At 63.4% G+C, this 15906-nt stretch carries 14 protein-coding genes; 3 read left to right on the top strand and 11 right to left on the bottom strand.

Annotated elements, in window-relative coordinates:
* The first annotated feature begins 69 nt into the window (after positions 1-69).
* Complete coding sequence (locus OPV09_RS11485) at positions 70-933, top strand: LysR family transcriptional regulator (RefSeq protein WP_338681755.1); 864 nt, start codon at positions 70-72, stop codon at positions 931-933.
* A 59-nt stretch (positions 934-992) separates the two neighbouring features.
* Here the strand turns inward: OPV09_RS11485 and OPV09_RS11480 are convergent, their stop codons facing one another.
* From OPV09_RS11480 to OPV09_RS11445, 8 genes are all read right to left on the bottom strand, one after another.
* Complete coding sequence (locus OPV09_RS11480) at positions 993-2141, bottom strand: ABC transporter permease (protein ID WP_338681754.1); 1149 nt, start codon at positions 2139-2141, stop codon at positions 993-995.
* Positions 2138-3319 carry an ABC transporter permease gene (locus OPV09_RS11475; RefSeq protein ID WP_338681752.1) on the bottom strand — a complete coding sequence of 394 codons (1182 nt, stop codon included), beginning with the start codon at positions 3317-3319 and terminating at the stop codon, positions 2138-2140. Before OPV09_RS11475 ends, OPV09_RS11480 begins: the two co-directional genes overlap by 4 nt.
* Before the next feature lie 6 nt (positions 3320-3325).
* Positions 3326-4300 (bottom strand): HlyD family secretion protein, encoded by a 975-nt coding sequence (locus OPV09_RS11470; RefSeq protein WP_338681750.1) that lies wholly within the window; start codon positions 4298-4300, stop codon positions 3326-3328.
* Between the two features lie 2 nt (positions 4301-4302).
* The gene (locus OPV09_RS11465) at positions 4303-5712 is read right to left on the bottom strand and encodes a TolC family protein (protein WP_338681748.1); all 1410 of its coding nucleotides are present in this window, start codon (positions 5710-5712) and stop codon (positions 4303-4305) included.
* Between the two features lie 177 nt (positions 5713-5889).
* The gene (locus tag OPV09_RS11460; protein WP_338681747.1) at positions 5890-7500 is read right to left on the bottom strand and encodes a bifunctional aspartate transaminase/aspartate 4-decarboxylase; all 1611 of its coding nucleotides are present in this window, start codon (positions 7498-7500) and stop codon (positions 5890-5892) included.
* Between the two features lie 55 nt (positions 7501-7555).
* Positions 7556-9244 (bottom strand): aspartate-alanine antiporter, encoded by a 1689-nt coding sequence (gene aspT / locus OPV09_RS11455; protein WP_034757016.1) that lies wholly within the window; start codon positions 9242-9244, stop codon positions 7556-7558.
* Positions 9245-9300: 56 nt separating this feature from the next.
* Positions 9301-10983, bottom strand: a complete 1683-nt coding sequence (gene aspT / locus OPV09_RS11450) for an aspartate-alanine antiporter (RefSeq protein WP_338681745.1) — start codon at positions 10981-10983, stop codon at positions 9301-9303.
* A 273-nt stretch (positions 10984-11256) separates the two neighbouring features.
* Complete coding sequence (locus tag OPV09_RS11445; RefSeq protein WP_338681743.1) at positions 11257-12042, bottom strand: transporter substrate-binding domain-containing protein; 786 nt, start codon at positions 12040-12042, stop codon at positions 11257-11259.
* A gap of 334 nt (positions 12043-12376) precedes the next feature.
* Here OPV09_RS11445 and OPV09_RS11440 point away from each other — a divergent pair, with 334 nt between their 5' ends.
* Positions 12377-12640, top strand: coding sequence for a heavy-metal-associated domain-containing protein (locus tag OPV09_RS11440; RefSeq protein WP_070304264.1), 264 nt, complete (start codon positions 12377-12379; stop codon positions 12638-12640).
* 31 nt (positions 12641-12671) lie between these two features.
* On the opposite strand, the gene ubiT is transcribed toward OPV09_RS11440, so the two are convergent.
* From ubiT to ubiU, 3 genes are all read right to left on the bottom strand, one after another.
* Entirely contained in the window at positions 12672-13199 is a 528-nt protein-coding gene (ubiT, locus tag OPV09_RS11435) for a ubiquinone anaerobic biosynthesis accessory factor UbiT (protein WP_080698764.1), read from the bottom strand.
* A gap of 20 nt (positions 13200-13219) precedes the next feature.
* On the bottom strand, positions 13220-14122 hold the full coding sequence (gene ubiV / locus OPV09_RS11430; protein WP_034757937.1) for a ubiquinone anaerobic biosynthesis protein UbiV: 903 nt from the start codon (positions 14120-14122) through the stop codon (positions 13220-13222).
* A gap of 127 nt (positions 14123-14249) precedes the next feature.
* The gene (ubiU, locus tag OPV09_RS11425) at positions 14250-15287 is read right to left on the bottom strand and encodes a ubiquinone anaerobic biosynthesis protein UbiU (RefSeq protein WP_413774577.1); all 1038 of its coding nucleotides are present in this window, start codon (positions 15285-15287) and stop codon (positions 14250-14252) included.
* Positions 15288-15449: 162 nt separating this feature from the next.
* On the opposite strand from ubiU, the gene OPV09_RS11420 reads away from it, so the two are divergent.
* Positions 15450-15866, top strand: coding sequence for a hypothetical protein (locus OPV09_RS11420; RefSeq protein ID WP_338681740.1), 417 nt, complete (start codon positions 15450-15452; stop codon positions 15864-15866).
* The last annotated feature ends 40 nt before the right edge of the window (positions 15867-15906 follow it).

Genomic DNA, 15906 nt, shown 5'->3' with positions numbered 1-15906 from the left:
GCTAAGGCTAGACTGGACATGACGCCAGTGACATTCTTTTTACTTTCAATCCAACTTTTGTCATAACCCATGAATTTACGTCTATCCGTCGATGCCCTGCGTGTGTTCAGGGCAGTGGTACAAACCGGCAGCATGAGCCTGGCCGCCAGCTTGCTCCATCTGAGCCAGTCGGCCGTCAGCTGGAAAATCAAGCGGCTGGAGCAGCAGCTCGATTGCCAGTTGCTGGCGCGCAGCGGCGGGCTGTTTGGCACGACCGACCAGGGAGCCGTGCTGCTGCGGCATGCGCTCAACATACTCGACGCCCACGATGACGCCGTCGCCCATTTTTCGCCATCGGCGATACAAGGCCGGCTGCGCATTGGCGTGACGGAGCAGATTTCATTGGCCGACGTGTGCGCGGTGCTGTCGCAGTTCTCGCATCACCACCCCAAGGTCGATGTGCAGCTGGTGGTGGAGCAAAGCCAGGTATTGCGCGAGCGCTTTGCCGACGGCGTGCTCGATGTGATTTTGCACCAGGATTTTGCCGGCAAGGCGGCGCCGGGTGACGCGCTGTTATGGACAGAAACGCTGCATTGGTGCGCAGCCACGGCAGAGCAGGCTTTGCCGGGAGAGACCGTCAAGCTGATCACCTACGGGCCGCACTGCTTTTACCGCCGTCTGGCCGAGGAAAAGCTGGGCCAGGCCGGCATGGCCTGGAGCGTGGGCCTGGAATGCCCATCGGTGGCGGGCATGCTGACCGCCGTTGCCGCCGGCCTGGGCATGGCGGTGGTCAATGAACGCAACTTGGGCCAGGGCGTGCACCGGCACGTGGTACTGGAACGGCTGGCACCGCTGCCCCGCGTCGACAGCCTGCTGCGGGCCAATGACAACCTGCCCGACCCGGTGCGTGACGGTTTTTGCCAGCTGCTGCTGGCGGCATTGCAGAAAGCATGATGGATCCCGTCGTTAACGATACGGCAGTTGGGGCTCCAGCTCTTTCCCTAGTTGCGTGATCACCGTTGTTGGACGATGGGCGCTGGCGTCTCGGCGCGCCAGCGCCACCAGCCCAGCGCCACGCAGGCTACCAGTAGGGCCAGCAAGCCCGCCACTTCATGGCGGATTTCATACAGCGAGGCCCCCATCTGGTTCAGCGCGACAAAACCCTGGATGCCGGCCGTCGATGGCAGCAGCCAGCGCAGCCATTGCAGCACGACGGGCATGGACGACACGGGCCAGGTCAGGCCCGCCAGGAACAGCACGGGCATCGAGGTGGCGATCATCAGCTGCGTGCCCCGTTCGCGCGTGCGGAACAGCATGCCCAGCAGCATGCCGAAGGCCGCTTCCGCCAGCGAGAACAGCACCAGCAACAAGAGCATGCCGCCGAAGTTGCCGCCACGGGGATAATCCTGGAACCAGAAGACAAAGCCGAAGAAATAGCAGCAGTTCAAAAACGCCACGCAGGCAAACGCCAGCAGCATGCCCATATATCCGCCCGCCGTGCGCGTGCCGGCCACAGGGAAACTCTTGCGCTGGTACCAGGTGCCGAACAGCATGGTCATGCCGATCAGCAAGGTCTGCTGCACGATGAGAGTAGCCACGCCCGGCACGACATACGCGCCATAGCCTTCCTTGACGTTAAACAGGGGCACGGCGTCGAAGGCGATGGGCGAGCGCTGCTCATTGGCCTGGATGCCCGACGGTGTGCCCGCCCCCAGACGTTTCAATTCGATACCGGCCGACACCGTGCCCACCACTTCGGCCAGGCCATTCAGGGCCACCTTGTTGAGCATCAGATACAAGCCGTTGCCCGCCACTTGCGCGTGGGCGGCGCGGCCGGCCAGCACGTCCGTCTGCAAGCCGTCGGGAATGATCAGCACGCCCATGACCTCGTCGCGCCACAATAAATCCTGTGCGACGGGCAGGTCCGGCGTGACGGCGATCACTTGCAGCGACGGATGGGCCATGGCAAAGCGCGTCAGCTGGCGCGACATGGCGCTGCGGTCCTGGTCGACGACGGCCACGGGCACGCGCTGGACGATTTCCGTCGAGTATGGCAGCGGATAAAAGAAGGAATAGATGATGCCGCCGATGAACAGCAAGGTCAGCGCGCCCTTGTCCGTCAGCATGGCGCGCCAAGTGGCGAGGAAGGATTTCCACATCATGTGCGTCCCCAGGCGGCAGGCGCATTCGCGCGGCGCGCCAGCAGGAACACGCCCACGGCGCCGCAGCCGATGGCGATACCGGCCAGTATCAGCATTTCCTGTACGCCATAACGCCATGGCGCACCAGCCAGCCAGTATTTCGTTTGCAGCTGCAGATAATGCGTGAGCGGCAAGGCTTCCGCCCAAGCGCGGGCCGGCGCCGGCATGGCCATCAGGGGAAAGGCCTGGCCCGCAAACGCGAAGGCCGGCGCCGTGATGAAGGCCGCGCCCGACAGCGCCAGACGCAGCGACAAGGTCGCGGCGATAAGCAAGGTGGCCAGGCCGCAATAGGCCAGCACCAGCAGCAGCATGCTCAGTAGTAACGCCGGCAAGCTGCCTGCCACGGCCCAGCCCCGCGCCAGGCTGAAGAACAGCAAGTACAGCAGCGCCAGCACGCAATAGGCGATGAGGGGAAACAGCAGCTTGGCGCCGATGGCGCGCAGCCAGCTGCCACTGGCCGAGGCCAGCCATTGCGGCGCCGTGCCGTCGCGCAACTCGCGGCCTATGCTCGTGACGACGGCGACGACGATGAAAATCTGCAGCATGGCCGGCATCAGGGCCAGGGTCAGAAACGCTTCATAGCTGATGTTTTCGTTGTATAAACTGTTCAAGGTCGTGCGTATCGGTTCGAACTGGGCGGCAGCCTGCACGCCCGACATGCCTTTTTTCGCGCGCGCCGTCATCTCGATGCCGGCCGACAAGGTCGTGCTGACCGTGCGCACGTCGCGCAGCAAGGCGCCCGCGTGCGAGGAAAACTGCGCGTTGTACAACCATTGCACGGTGGCTTGGCGTCCGCCCAGCAATTTCTGCTCGAAATCGTTCGGGATCAGCAGGTAGCCAAACGCCGTGCGCTCGCGCAAGCGATGCAAGGCTTCGTCGCTGGACGCCACTTTCGCCGCCACCTTGATGCCGGGCGAGGCGTCGAGCCAGCGCGTGAGCTGGCGCGACAAGGTGGAGTTATCGTTGTCGATGACGACGATGGGCAAGTCGCGCGCGATGCCGGCGGAAAACACCAGCCACAACATGCCGCACAGCACGACCGGAATCCAGCTGAGCATGCCAAAGTCCCAGAAGTCGCCGCGCAAGCGCCGCCACTCGCGTGCCAGCGCCGAAACCGGCTCTTTATCCGCTTCGTTCATCTAGTATCAGAGCGGTGGAAACACGACCGACATGCCCGGACGCAAGCCCTCGACCTTGATGGCGGGACGCAAGCGGATTTCAAACGTGCGCAAATCCGTGCCGCCCGGACGGGCCGCGCGCCACGTGGCGAAGTCCGGCAGCACGGCCACGGAGCTGACCTTGAAGCTGACCTGCTGTTTCAACGCCGGCACATTGGCCGTATGCGTGCTGCCCATGCCAAACGCGGCCATTTCATCTTCGCGCACCTGCAGCACGGCCCAGGCGTCGTCGAGGTTCACCAGGGTGATCACGGGGAAACCTTGCGGCGCCAGCTCGCCTGGCTGTATCTGGATCTTGCTCACCTGCCCGGCCACAGGCGCGGCAATCTTCGTTTCGGCCAGGGCGACCTGCGCTTCCGTCAGCACCGCGCCCACCTGGCGCGCCTGGGCGGCGGCCGCCGTCTTGTCTTCGGGACGGGCGCCCTTTTGCGCCATGTCATATTGCGCGCGGGCAGCCTGCGCCAGCTGGTCGGCGGCGCGCCATTGCGCTTGCGCCTCGTCGCGTTTCTGCTGGGCGATCACGCCTTGCTCGTACATATTGTTGACGCGGATGTACGTCGTTTTGGCAATGGTGGCCCCCGTCTGCGCCCGCTCCCAGTTGGCTTTCGCGGCCGCGACTTCTTCCGGACGCGCACCGGCTTGCGCCTTTTGCGCCACGGCATCGGCCGCTTGCGTGGCGGCCGTCGCTTGCGCGATCTTCGCATCCACTTCCGGGCTCGTCAGCTGGAACAGCAGCTCACCTTTCGGCACCGTCTGGCCCAGTTTGACGTACAGCTCGCCCACCCGGCCCGGCACTTTAGACGAGACATTGACTTCCTGCGCATCCATCTGTCCCTGCAAAGGCAGGCGCTGCGGCTGGAAGGCCTGGTACAAGCCCCAGCCGACGAAGGCCAGCACGATGACGGCGGCGCCGATGGCCAAGGGTTTTTTGGAGGTACTCATTATTATTTGTCCACAGGTAATTGGATATCGGCCGCGGCGGCCAGGCTGCCCAGGCGTTGCGTCTCGCCCGTCGCTTCCAGCAATTGCGCCAGCCCCATCACATAGTTATAGGCAGTCTGCGCGCGCTGGGTCTCGACCTTGGCCAGGTTCAGGCGCGCGTCGACCACTTCCAGCGACGTCACCTGCCCTTGCTGGAAAGCCACCGTTTGCAAGCGGATATTCTCGCGCGCCAGTTCGACCGACGAGGCCGTTGACAAATACTGGATGCGGGCGTTTTCCAGCGCGCGCCAGTTCTTTTCGATCAGGGTGGGAATGTCGCGCTCGGCCTGGCGCGCCACCACTTCCACCCGCTCCTGGTCGAGCTTGGCGGCGGCGATCATCTTGCCCGTATTGATGCGGTGCACGAGCGGCACGGACACGACCAGGCCGATGGCCCAGTTCGAGCGCACGATTTTTTCATTGCCTCGGTTCAAATTGTAGTTACCGATGGCAAACACGGTGGGCGCGTATTCCTTGCCATGCAGCTTCAACGCTTGCTCGGCCTGCACGCGCTTGCTGTCGATCTTTTTCCAGTTCGCATTTTCGCGCATGCCCGTGCTGATAAACGATTGCAAGGTACCGACCGGCAAGCTGTTGACGAACAGCGGCGTGCTGGGAAGCACTTGTGTGTTGACGGCAAGCAAGCGGTCGAGCGCCACCTGGGCGATTTCCTCGTCGCTGCGGGCCTGCGCCTCGTCGCTGCGGGCGCTGTCGAGAGCCACGTCGGCGCGCAGGCGTTCCGCGCGCGAAATCAGGCCGCCCTTTTCCAGCTTCGCCGCGTCGCGCTGGTGCTGCGTCACGCCGGCCGTCACTTCGGCCCGCACGGCCACCACTCTTTTGGCCAGCAGCAACTGGAAATAGCGCTGCGCCACCAGGGTGGCCAGCTGCTCTTCCGCTTCCGTGCGCTCGGCCTGCGCGGCCAGGGTCAGGCTCGATGCGAGGCCCTTGACGGCGTCCAGGCGCCCGCCCGTGTAGATGGGCCACATGCCCAGCAAGCCGAACGACGTCAAATCCGTCACCACTTCGCGGTTCAGGGAATTGGGAATATGCGGCGTGGGCAAGCCGGGAATCGGCGGCAGCACGGATTCGATGCCGCCCACCACGCCGGCCAGGCCGCTCGTATCGATATTCAAGTCCGTCGACAAACGGCCGCGAAACGCCGTCAAGTCCACGGATGGACCATCGATATTCGATAGCGCCTCGGCTTTGAGTGTTTTTGCCCGTACGTCGAGCGCGGCGCCCTGCACGGCGCCCGAAGCCTTGGCCGCTTGCTGCAGTGCTTCGTTAAAGGTCAGCGGTTCCGCCTGGGCGGGCATGGCCGCGCCCAGCGCGCTGGCCAGCAATAATGATAAGTGTCCTTGCAATCTGCCCATGTAGCGTCCAGTCAATGAATGAGGGGAAAGCACGGGGTTGCCATGTTTATACTTTCACAATAGCAATTATATCTACGGATGTCCATTCCAGCCTGCACTATTGGTTACCTGGACTGGCACATGAAAACGGGCGCCTCTTGCGGGGCGCCCGTTGCGGTCAAGCCTTTACCAAACTAATTATTTCTTCGCCTTCTTGCTACCCTTCTCTTTTTCCTTTTCAAACACGGCAAAGAACTCGGATGCCATGTTGCGGATGGCGCGGCCGATGTTGGCGTAGTCGTATTCGTTCAGGTTGGCCAGCGATACGCGGCCGGACGGGTGCGTGGTGCCGAAGCCGCGGCCCGGCAGCAGGATGACGCCCGTTTCCTCGGCCAGGCGGAACAGCGCTTCATTCGGTTTCAGCTTTTTCAGCAGCCACTGCGAAAACTCCACGCCATGCATCTGCGCGGCCAGCGATTCCATGTCCAGCAAGTGGTAATAGCGCACGGAATTGGCGTCGTGCACCATCGGCAAGCCCAGTTCGCGGTACAGCGCTTCCTTGCGGCGCAGCACGATGCGCTTCATCGACTGCTTGTACTTTTGCTCTTCATCCATCAGCGAGAACAGGGAGAACAGGGTCATCTGCGCCTGCACGGGCGTGGACAGGCCGGCCGTGTGGTTCAGCGCCACGGTGCGGCTGTCGGCCACCAGGCGGTCGATGAATTTCAGCGCGCGCGGCTCCGTCGTGATCGAGTGGTAGCGCGCATCGAGCTGCCTCTTGATGGTTTCCGGCAACTTGGCAATCTTGGCGTCGAGCACATTGTCTTCATGCGTGGCCACCACGCCCATGCGCCAGCCCGTCGCGCCGAAGTATTTCGAGAACGAATACACGAGGATGGTGTTGAACGGGCAGATGGCGAACAGCGAGACGAAATTGTCGGCAAAAGTGCCGTACACGTCATCGGTCAAAATGATCAGGTCCGGGCGCTTCTTGATGATCTTGGCGATGTATTCCAGGGTCTCGTCATCGATCTTGACGGACGGTGGATTGCTGGGGTTGACGAGGAAGAAAGCTTTTACTTTCGGATCGAGCAGCTTGTCCAGCTCCTTCTTCGTGAATTGCCAGTTGTTCGATTGCGGCGCATCGATGTGCACGGTGTTCAGCTTGTAATCGTTCAGCTGGGGAATCTCGATGTACGGCGTGAAGATCGGCATGCCCAGGGCGATCGTGTCGCCTTCCTGGATGATGTGGTTCGATTTCAGGCTGGCGAACAGATACGTCATGGCGGCCGTGCCGCCTTCGACGGCGTACATGTCGAAGTTGCCGACGAAGGGATGGTCGCCCACCATTTCGCGGTGGATATACTGGCCGACGATTTTCTCGGACAGGCGCAGCATGCGGTCGGGCACGGGATAGTTGCAGCCGAGGATGGCTTCGCACATCTCGTAGAGGAAGTCGCCCGCGCTCAAGCCCAGCTGGTCGCGCACGTACGACACGGCCGCCTCGATGAAATGCACGCCCGGGTTGCCTTCATGCTTGCGCACGAAGATTTCAAAGCGCGCCTCGATGCCGTCGCGCGTAGGGAAACCGCCCACGTCGTCCATGTACACATAGGAACGTTCCGCTTCCGTCATGGCGAACTGGCCGAACTGGAAGAAGCCGTGGCGCGGCGTGGTCGCCAGGAAATTCGGGTTGCCGCGGCCCGCATTGAGCATCAAACGGTTGCTTTGCTTGGCCGTCTGGATCAGCGCATCCTTCAATTCGAATGGGCTCAACAGGGCGAGTTTGCTTGGGTTACTGAAATCCATTTTTGCTACTCCTTTAGACAGACAATGTGCAGGGTTCTTGCAAATACGTGCAGACTCAGACGAAGGCCACGATGAGCGGCCCCAGCAAGGTCAGGAAAACGTTGGCCAAGGCATACGTGATGGCAAACGGTACGGTGGGAATCGAGTTTTGCGCCGCGTTCAGCACTTCGCCGAACGCGGGATTGGCGCTGCGCGAGCCGGACAAGGCGCCCGCGAACACGGCCACGTTGTCATAACGCAAGATGTAGCGGCCGATCAGCATGGTCAAAATCATCGGCAGGATGGTGACCACCACGCCGACGCCAAACAGTGTCAGGCCATGTTCGCGCACGGTTTGCACGGCTTGCAGTCCCGACGTGAGGCCGACGACGGCAACGAAGCCGGCCAGGCCCAAATCCTTGAGGATTTGCACGGCGCCGCTGGGCATGTAGCCGAACGTCTGGCGCTTGGCGCGGAACCAGCCGAATACCAGGCCCGACAGCAACACGCCGCCGCCGCTGCCGAGGGTCAGCGGAATCGAGCCGATGCGCGCCACCAGCAAGCCCACGAGCAGGCCGACGACGAGGCCGGCGCCCATGTAGACAAAGTCCGTCTTGGCGCTCGGCACGATCATATAGCCCACTTCGGCCGCCACGCGCTTGACGTCCTGTTCGGCGCCATAGATGGTCACCACGTCGCCCGTCTGCACGACGGTTTCCGCCTGCATGGGCAAAATCTTGCCCATACGGCTCAGTTGCACGACAAAGATGCCGTGACGCACACCCGGCGCCGTCGCGCTGCGGATCTCGCCCACCGTCTTGTTGTGGTAAGCCTTGTTGGTCAGCACCATGTCGCGGCGCTGCATCACCAGTTCCATGCCTTCGACGGCAAGCAATTCCTTGCCCAGTTGGGAAGACACGCTGAGCATGGCTTCGCGCCGGCCCACCAGCAGCACGATATCGTCGGCCGCCAGCACCAGGTCCGGGCTGACGTCGATGATCTGGCCATTGCGTTTCACGCGCTCGATGGTAATGGCCGTGTTCGGATGGGCGCTTTCGATCTCCTCGACGGAACGCCCGGCACCGGGGCCCACGTCGTAGATGCGGCCAATCAAGTCGGGTGCGGCCGGCGTCTGGCCCGGCCCCAGCACTTGCACGCCCGCCTGCAGCGCCGTTTCCGCCTTGATCGCATCTTCGCGGATGGTGCGCCCCATGAGCTTTGGCAAGATGTTGACGCAAACGATGATGGCGCCAAACGAACCGAACACATAGGTCACGGCATAGCCGACGGCCACGTTCCCCTGCAAGCGCGCCACTTCGTCGGCCGCCAGGCCCAGCTTGGTGATCGCGTCGCCTGCCGTGCCGATGATGGCCGACTGCGTCAAGCCGCCCGCCGCCACGCCGGCCGCCAGGCCCTTGTCCAGGTCGAACATCTTGGCCAGGATGACCACCGTCAGCAGCGCCGTCACGGCCAGCACGACGGCCAGGATGATTTCGCGCACGGACTGGCGCCCCAGGGAATTGAAGAACTGTGGTCCGCTTTCATAGCCGACCGCATAAATGAACAGCGCGAACAGCACCGACTTGACGCCAGGATCGATGGCGACGCCTACCTGGCTGACGAGTACCGCCACCAGCAATGAACCGGCTACCCCGCCCAGCTGAAACGAGCCGAACTTGATCTTGCCGATGTAATAACCCACTGCCAGGGAGAGAAACAAGGCAATTTCAGGCGACTTCTTGAATAACTCATGCAACCATTCCATGCGGACCGCCTTTCATGTTGAAGGAATTCTTTACTGCTTGTGCTCTTGCAAGCTGTTCATGCGTGCACCGACCCGGCCAGGGCCACGATCAGCGGCCCCAAGAGGGGCAGCACCACGTTCGAAATCGCATAGGTAATCGTGTAGCCGAGCAAGGGCGTGGAATTGCCGGCCGCGTTCTGCACGGCGGACAGGGCCGGCGTGCTGCACTGCTGGCCGGCGATGGCGCCCAAGAGCACGGGCGCTTCCAGCTTGAGGAAAAAGTGACCGACCAGCAGGGACAGCGAAGCGGGGATGACGGCGATCAGCACGCCCATCAGCGGCAGCGACAGGCCGTACTGGCGGATCAGATCGATCGCCTGCGGCCCCGACGCCAGGCCCACGCAGGCGATGAAGGTGGCCAGGCCGATATCCTTCATCATGTCGAGCGCGCTGGGGTGGATGCCGGGCATGCCCGGTTTGCGCGCCTGGTACCAGCCGAACACGAGGCCTGTGAGCAAGGCGCCGCCGCCCGTGCCCAGCGAAAACGGGATGCCGCCCAGCTTGGCACTGAAGCCGCCGATATACACACCCAAGACGATGCCGATGCTGGCGTAGACGATATTGCTGCGGTCGCCCGTCGGCACGCGCTTGCCGATGGCGGCCAACGCCGTGTTCAGTTCGCGCCCTTCCGTCGTGCCGTACAGGCGCAGCACGTCGTTGCGCTGCAGGGACAGATCGGGCAGCGGCGGCATGCTGTGCTCGCCACGGACGACGGCCGCCACGTGCACGCCCGAAGGCAAGGCCAGCTGGCGCAAGGGCTGGCCGACCAGTGCGGCTTGCTGCAGCACCACTTCGACGGCGGAAACCGCCATGTTCAAGCCCGTCGTGTCGGCAAATTCCTCGCCCAGGATGGCTTCGGCCGCCACCAGCGCGGGACGGTGGCCGATCACCAGCACTTCGTCGTTGTTGCGCAGGCGCAGCGCGGGTTCCAAGGGCAATACCTTGCCATGCCGGCGCACGCGCGTGATGCTGGCGCGGCCCGCGAAAATATGCTGCAAGGCGTCGAGACGGCGGCCCGCGCCGCGGCTGATGCGGTAGGCGCGGCCCACCATTTCCGGCGTCGCCTGCACGCCGTCGCCATCGGTCTGCGCGCCGCCCATCTTTTCCCACAATTTATCGGCTTCCTCGCGCAGATTGACGCGCAGCAGCAGCGGAAAAATCTGACTGGTGACGATGACGATGGCGATCAGGCCGAAGATATACGTGATCGAATACGCGGTGACCACGTTGGCCTGCAGCTCGGCGATGCGGCCGGCCGGCAGCGCCAGTTTCGAGATGGCGTCCGTGGCCGTGCCGACGACGGCCGATTCCGTCGCCGCGCCCGCCATCATGCCGGCCGCCGTGCCCTGGTCCAGGCCCAGGAAACGCGTGGCCAGCAGCACCAGCGCCAGCACCACCACCACTTCGATCAGGCACAGCAGGCCCAGGCGCAAACCCTTGGCATTGAGGTTGGCAAAGAACTGGGGACCGCCCGCATAGCCGAGGGCAAAGATGAACAGCATGAAGAAGACGTTCTTGACGCTGGCGTCCAGGGTGATGCCCAGCTGGCCGATCAGCAGCGCGGCGATCAGGGTGCCGCACACGCCGCCCAGCTGGATGGGACCGAAGCGTATCTGCCCTACCGCATAACCGAGCGCCAGCGCCAGGAACAGGGCCAGTTCCGGCACCTGGTGCAATACCGACGTGATCGACTCGAGCATGGGCAAACCTTCGAAAAGATAACGGATGGTTACAAGGGAACAGAGCGTTCGGCGGCTGGCGGCAGCTGGCTGTTGAACGGGCGCACGGGTCCCACACGACACCTGCGTATCACCGCTTGTGCTGGGAACGTATTGCAAAAGTGTTGCAACGTGGAATTATGTTCGGCGAAGATTCTATTTATGTCAACAGGTGTTCTGTTGAACTCGCTTTGCGTTTCATCAAACATCGTGCGCACGATTGAAGCGCTTGTTTGACACTGATCAATAAAACTATTAGTAATGTTTTGGACGATACCAAAGTGCTTTGCGCGCCAGCGGCGTCTCTTCGGGCAGGTCGGGATTGGCCAGCTCCAGCACGTAACGATGGGGCAGCTTCAGGCCCTGCGCGAGGCGGCCGAAATGGCGCTGGAACAGCTGCGCGAAACTGCCATCGGCCAGCATTTTCTCCAGCCCGATTTCAATATGGCGCGCCAGTTCCGGCCGGTGCTTGCCGACAAAAAAGTACAGCGCGGCCGGGTAGCGAATGACCAGGTGAGTATCGAGCGCCAGCGGCAATTGCGCATGGCTGGCCAGCTCGCTTTGCGCCTCGATCACGGAACGGGGAAAGTAGTCGATGCGCCCCGCCGCCAGTTGCTGGAACAGGCCTTCATAGGTGCTCGAAGTATCGAGGCGCAAGCCGTTCGCCTGGAGGATGGCGGAATCGGGCCAGTCGCTCATCTGGCCGGCCGACAGCCGCGCCAGGGCGGCGATGCTGCGCACGTCGCGCAGCAGTTGCGGCTGGCGCGCGTGGATCAGGGCCACTCGCCAGCCGATCAGGCCACGGTCGATGGGGATGCGCACCGGCAGCAATTGCGTTTCGCGCGCGCGGCTCGTCATCGTCCAGACGACGTCGACGCTGCCCGACGCCGTGGCGATTTCCTGCATGGCGCGCGTCTGCACCATGCGCAGCGCGGAGCGGCGCAAGGCATAGGCCTGGCCCGAACGGGCCAGCGCCTGCAGCAGCAGGGCCGTCACATAGCCTTGCTGCGGATCATCGATCGCCTGGTGGCGCGGATACACGAGCGGCCAGCGGCGACGACTTGCCGGCGGCGGCAGCGCCCAACGGCCACAGGGCGGCAAGCTTGAGCAGGGGGCGGCGCTGCATGGGCCCTCCTTTCCAGCGCTTTCATCAGCGTTCTTATCAGAATGACAGTATCGCGCAGCAGAGTACGCTTGTCGACTGGAATACGGCAACTGTGTATAAAACAACAGCACTTTCAGGCTGGCCAGCAGCGGTTGAAATTAATCCAGATCAATAAAACCGCAAATAGAAAATAAATCTTGCGTGCGGCTCTGGACGGCATGCTTGCCCCTCGCCTACGCTGTTTTTTTATCTGAAAAACAAGAGGAACCCATGCAGACAGCGCGCTTGAATATCATTGGAATGGATCACGAAGGCTGCGCCGACAGGCTGACGGGCGCGCTTGAAGCCGTCACGGGCGTGGCCACCGTCTGCGTCTCGCTGGCGCGCCACGGCGCCACGGTGCAATTCGACGAACGCCTGGCCACGCAGGAACGCCTGCTGGCCGCCGTCAACGATGCCGGCTTCATGGGCGAAGCGACGGATGAAGTACAGCTGGCCTCGTGCAGCGGCGCCTGCGGCCACTGCCGCCATTGAGTGCCGCCACTGCGCGCAGCCAGTTCTCCGCCTACCCTCCCCGCGCGCCCCGGTCACGCAGATGCGCCAGCACCCGGCGCGGTCCCAGCGCCTGCAGGTCGAACGGCGGCAGCTCGATGGCATCGAGCGTATTCTTGAACAGCAAGCCCAGTTCCGTATCACCCTCCAGGCTCAAACGGCGGCTGAAGAACAGCGTGTCCGGATCTTCCTGGCGCCGCGCCAGCAGCATCAAGTCATGCACGCTGGCGGCGATGCACAGGTCCGGTACGTCGACATAGCGCTCGGCCACAAACACCGTTCCCTGCCACTCGAAATCGAAGGCGATGCCCGCGTCCAGCAGCCGCAAGCGCAGGCTGCGCCCTTCCAGGCTGCTTCGCACGTCGTCGGGCAATTGCGGCGCCAGCAGGCGGTTCAAGCCTTGCACGAACAGCCAGGAGGCGGGATACGGCGGCAGCTTGGACAGCAATTCGGCCAGCGGTTCGGGCAGCCGGTATGACGCGGCGGGCTTGCTCATGGGAGGCTTGGCCGGGACGGGCAATCTTTCCAGTTGATCTTGCATGGTGCTTCCTTTCGATGCGTTCAATGGGCGGCGTGCTGGTGCTGTTCCATGCCAGGCTGGCCGTGCCAGTAGCCGTCGCAGGCGCCGGCCGGCTGGCAAGCCGCCAGCTGGGCCTGGGCGCCGATGCCGCTGACCTGGCCGCGGCGCGCGCGGTCGAAGATGGCGATGACTTGTTCCGTGTGCATGGCTTGCGGGCTGATGCGCGCCACCGACACGCCCATGTCGCGCATGGCGTCGAGTTCGCGCACCAGGTTGTAGACGAGCGCCGACTGCGTCTGCGTGCCATTCAACACGAGGAACGGCACTTCGTCGCGCGTGCGCAGCAGCAGGCCGTCCGGCTCTTCCAGGCAGCTGTAGCCGCAATCGTCCTTCGGCAGGTTGCGGTTGCGCGCCGTGAAGCAGCGCGCGGAAAACGCCAGCGGCATGCGGCCGTAGGCGAATACCTCCGTCTCCAGCCCTTCCGGTTTCTGGCGCTGCATCTCGGCCAGCGCCGTCTGTCCCATTTCCAGCGGCATCACCCAGCGCCGCGCCCCGAGGCGCGCCAGCAATTGCAGGCTGGGGCCATTGAACAGGTTCAGATGGGGACCGGCGACGAAGGGCGTGCCCTTTTCCATGCAGTGCACAGCGCCCATGTCGTTGGCCTCGACGCCGTAGCGGCCATTGCCCGTGATGCGGCGCAGGGTCGCCAGTTCCGCACCCGCCTCGATCAGCGCCTGCGTCGACAGCACCACTTCCTTGCCGGCGGCGGCCAGCATGTCGGCGATATCGAGCCAGTCGGCCAGGCGCACCTCGTGCCGGCGCGAGCAGACGGTTTCGCCCAGGTACACGATATCGACGGCCGTGGTGGCGATCTGCTGGTAAAACTCGAAAACGGTGGCGCGCGGCCAGTAGTAGAGCAAGGGGCCCAAAGAGAGTTTTAACATGCCTTTTCCAGTATTTTTAAAGTTTACAAAACCGTAGCGAGCGGTTCGCGGCGAGGCCGAGAAGCGCAGCTGTGCTAGAGCACAGCGAGCATCGCAGGCCGCGCCCCGGGACGCGCAGTAGGTTTTGCTATTTCCAGGAGCGGTGGTAGGCACCCAAGGTGTGCTGCTGGCCCTCGGCCAGCTTGTCCATGGACGCCATCCAGGCCGGCTTGACGGCGTAGCGCGCATTGCCTTCGCGGCAGGCGTCGATCGCTTCGCGCCACACGCGCGTCACCTGCGCCACGTAGGCGGGGCTGCGCTGGCGTCCTTCGATCTTCACGGCGCGCACGCCCATGGCGATCAGCTGCGGCAGCAGCGCCAGCGTGTTCAGGCTGGCCGGCTCCTCGATCGCGTAATACTCTTCGTCGTTGACTTCGAAACGTCCCTTGCACAGGGTCGGATAGCTGGCGTTTTCGCCTGGCGCATAGCGGTCGATCAGCACGCCGTTCAGGCGCGATTCGAGGCCGTTCGGTGTTTCCAGCCAGCGCACGGATTTCGCCGGCGAGCACACACCGTGGGTGTTCGGCGCCTCGCCCGTCGCATACGACGACAGCGCGCAGCGCCCTTCGACCATCACGCACAGGCTGCCGAAGCCGAAGACCTCGATCTCGACTTCCGTCTTGGCGATCAGTTGCTCGACCTGCGCCATCGACAGCACGCGCGGCAGCACGGCGCGGGCGATGCCGAAGTGTTCATGGTAAAAATTGATCGCTTCGTAGTTGGTGGCCGAACCCTGCACGGACAGGTGCAAACGCAGCTGCGGGTGGTGCTCGCTTGCATACGCCATCAGGCCCGGATCGGCCACGATCATGGCGTCGATACCGGCCTGCGCGGCGCGGTCGATGGCGCTGCGCCAGACGGCCCAGTTGTGCGGCTGCGGATAGGTGTTCAGCGCCAGCAGCACCTTGCGTCCATATTGGTGGGCGTAGCGCACGCCCTCGGCGATGGCCTTCTCGTCGAAATTGAGGCCGGCGAAATTGCGCGCATTGGTGGCGTCGCGAAAACCCAGGTAGACGGTATCGGCGCCATTGTCGATGGCCGCTTTCAAGGCAGGCAGGCTGCCGGCGGGGCAGACCAGTTCCAGCGGTCCGGCCACGCGGGTGGCGGTGGTTGATTCAAGCATCATGGTGTTCACAGTCCTGTATCGGCTCAGGGTGCAGACTATAGCCCCGCCCATACCGCCCAGTCCTTGACGCAGGTGAAGGAATGCATGCATGGCTGGCGCGCGTTCAACTTGCTTGACCTGGCTGTAAAATGCCCCACTTTTCTCCCTCACCGATTCCCCGCCATGCCCCACAAACCGCTGCTGCTATTCCTGCTCACCCTATTCCTCACCGTGCTGCAAATACAGTGGGCTTCGCCCGCCGACGGCTATGTCGAAGAAACGCTCTCCGTGCTCTCGCCCGAGGCGCTGGGCGTCTGGGCCGGCGTGCTGCTGCTGTTCCTGCAAGCCGTCTTCGCCCGCCGCGCCATGCCCGTGCTGCGCCAGGCCGGCATCTGCACGGGCCTGCTGGCCGTCTACTGGCTGCTGGCGAACTACGTCACGTTCGACGCGCGCGTGGCCAGCTGGAGCACCTTCTCGGCACGGGAAATCTGGGCGCACGTGCTGCCCGCCTCCGTCGCCAGCATCGCCGTCTGCGGCGCCATGTACTTTGGCCTGAGCTGCTTCATCCCGCGCCTGGGGCGCGCGAAAAAAAGCCGCTGACGCGCTTTCTTCACCTGCATCAAGGATTCGTCACGCAACT

This window comes from Janthinobacterium sp. TB1-E2 (assembly GCF_036885605.1).
Taxonomy (GTDB): Bacteria; Pseudomonadota; Gammaproteobacteria; order Burkholderiales; family Burkholderiaceae_D; genus Janthinobacterium; species Janthinobacterium aestuarii.
Note: the sequence above shows the minus strand (reverse complement) of the source record. Positions and strands in the feature narration are given on the sequence as shown.

What these genes read in the sequence shown, in the direction of transcription:
- ubiU (WP_413774577.1), bottom strand. Translation starts at nt 15,287, where the DNA reads ATGATGCTTGAATCAACCACCGCCACCCGCGTGGCCGGACCGCTGGAA.
- OPV09_RS11440 (WP_070304264.1), top strand. Translation starts at nt 12,377, where the DNA reads ATGCAGACAGCGCGCTTGAATATCATTGGAATGGATCACGAAGGCTGC.
- OPV09_RS11475 (WP_338681752.1), bottom strand. Translation starts at nt 3,319, where the DNA reads ATGAACGAAGCGGATAAAGAGCCGGTTTCGGCGCTGGCACGCGAGTGG.
- OPV09_RS11460 (WP_338681747.1), bottom strand. Translation starts at nt 7,500, where the DNA reads ATGGATTTCAGTAACCCAAGCAAACTCGCCCTGTTGAGCCCATTCGAA.
- OPV09_RS11465 (WP_338681748.1), bottom strand. Translation starts at nt 5,712, where the DNA reads ATGGGCAGATTGCAAGGACACTTATCATTATTGCTGGCCAGCGCGCTG.
- OPV09_RS11420 (WP_338681740.1), top strand. Translation starts at nt 15,450, where the DNA reads ATGCCCCACAAACCGCTGCTGCTATTCCTGCTCACCCTATTCCTCACC.
- aspT (WP_338681745.1), bottom strand. Translation starts at nt 10,983, where the DNA reads ATGCTCGAGTCGATCACGTCGGTATTGCACCAGGTGCCGGAACTGGCC.
- OPV09_RS11485 (WP_338681755.1), top strand. Translation starts at nt 70, where the DNA reads ATGAATTTACGTCTATCCGTCGATGCCCTGCGTGTGTTCAGGGCAGTG.
- ubiT (WP_080698764.1), bottom strand. Translation starts at nt 13,199, where the DNA reads ATGCAAGATCAACTGGAAAGATTGCCCGTCCCGGCCAAGCCTCCCATG.
- aspT (WP_034757016.1), bottom strand. Translation starts at nt 9,244, where the DNA reads ATGGAATGGTTGCATGAGTTATTCAAGAAGTCGCCTGAAATTGCCTTG.
- OPV09_RS11480 (WP_338681754.1), bottom strand. Translation starts at nt 2,141, where the DNA reads ATGATGTGGAAATCCTTCCTCGCCACTTGGCGCGCCATGCTGACGGAC.
- ubiV (WP_034757937.1), bottom strand. Translation starts at nt 14,122, where the DNA reads ATGTTAAAACTCTCTTTGGGCCCCTTGCTCTACTACTGGCCGCGCGCC.
- OPV09_RS11470 (WP_338681750.1), bottom strand. Translation starts at nt 4,300, where the DNA reads ATGAGTACCTCCAAAAAACCCTTGGCCATCGGCGCCGCCGTCATCGTG.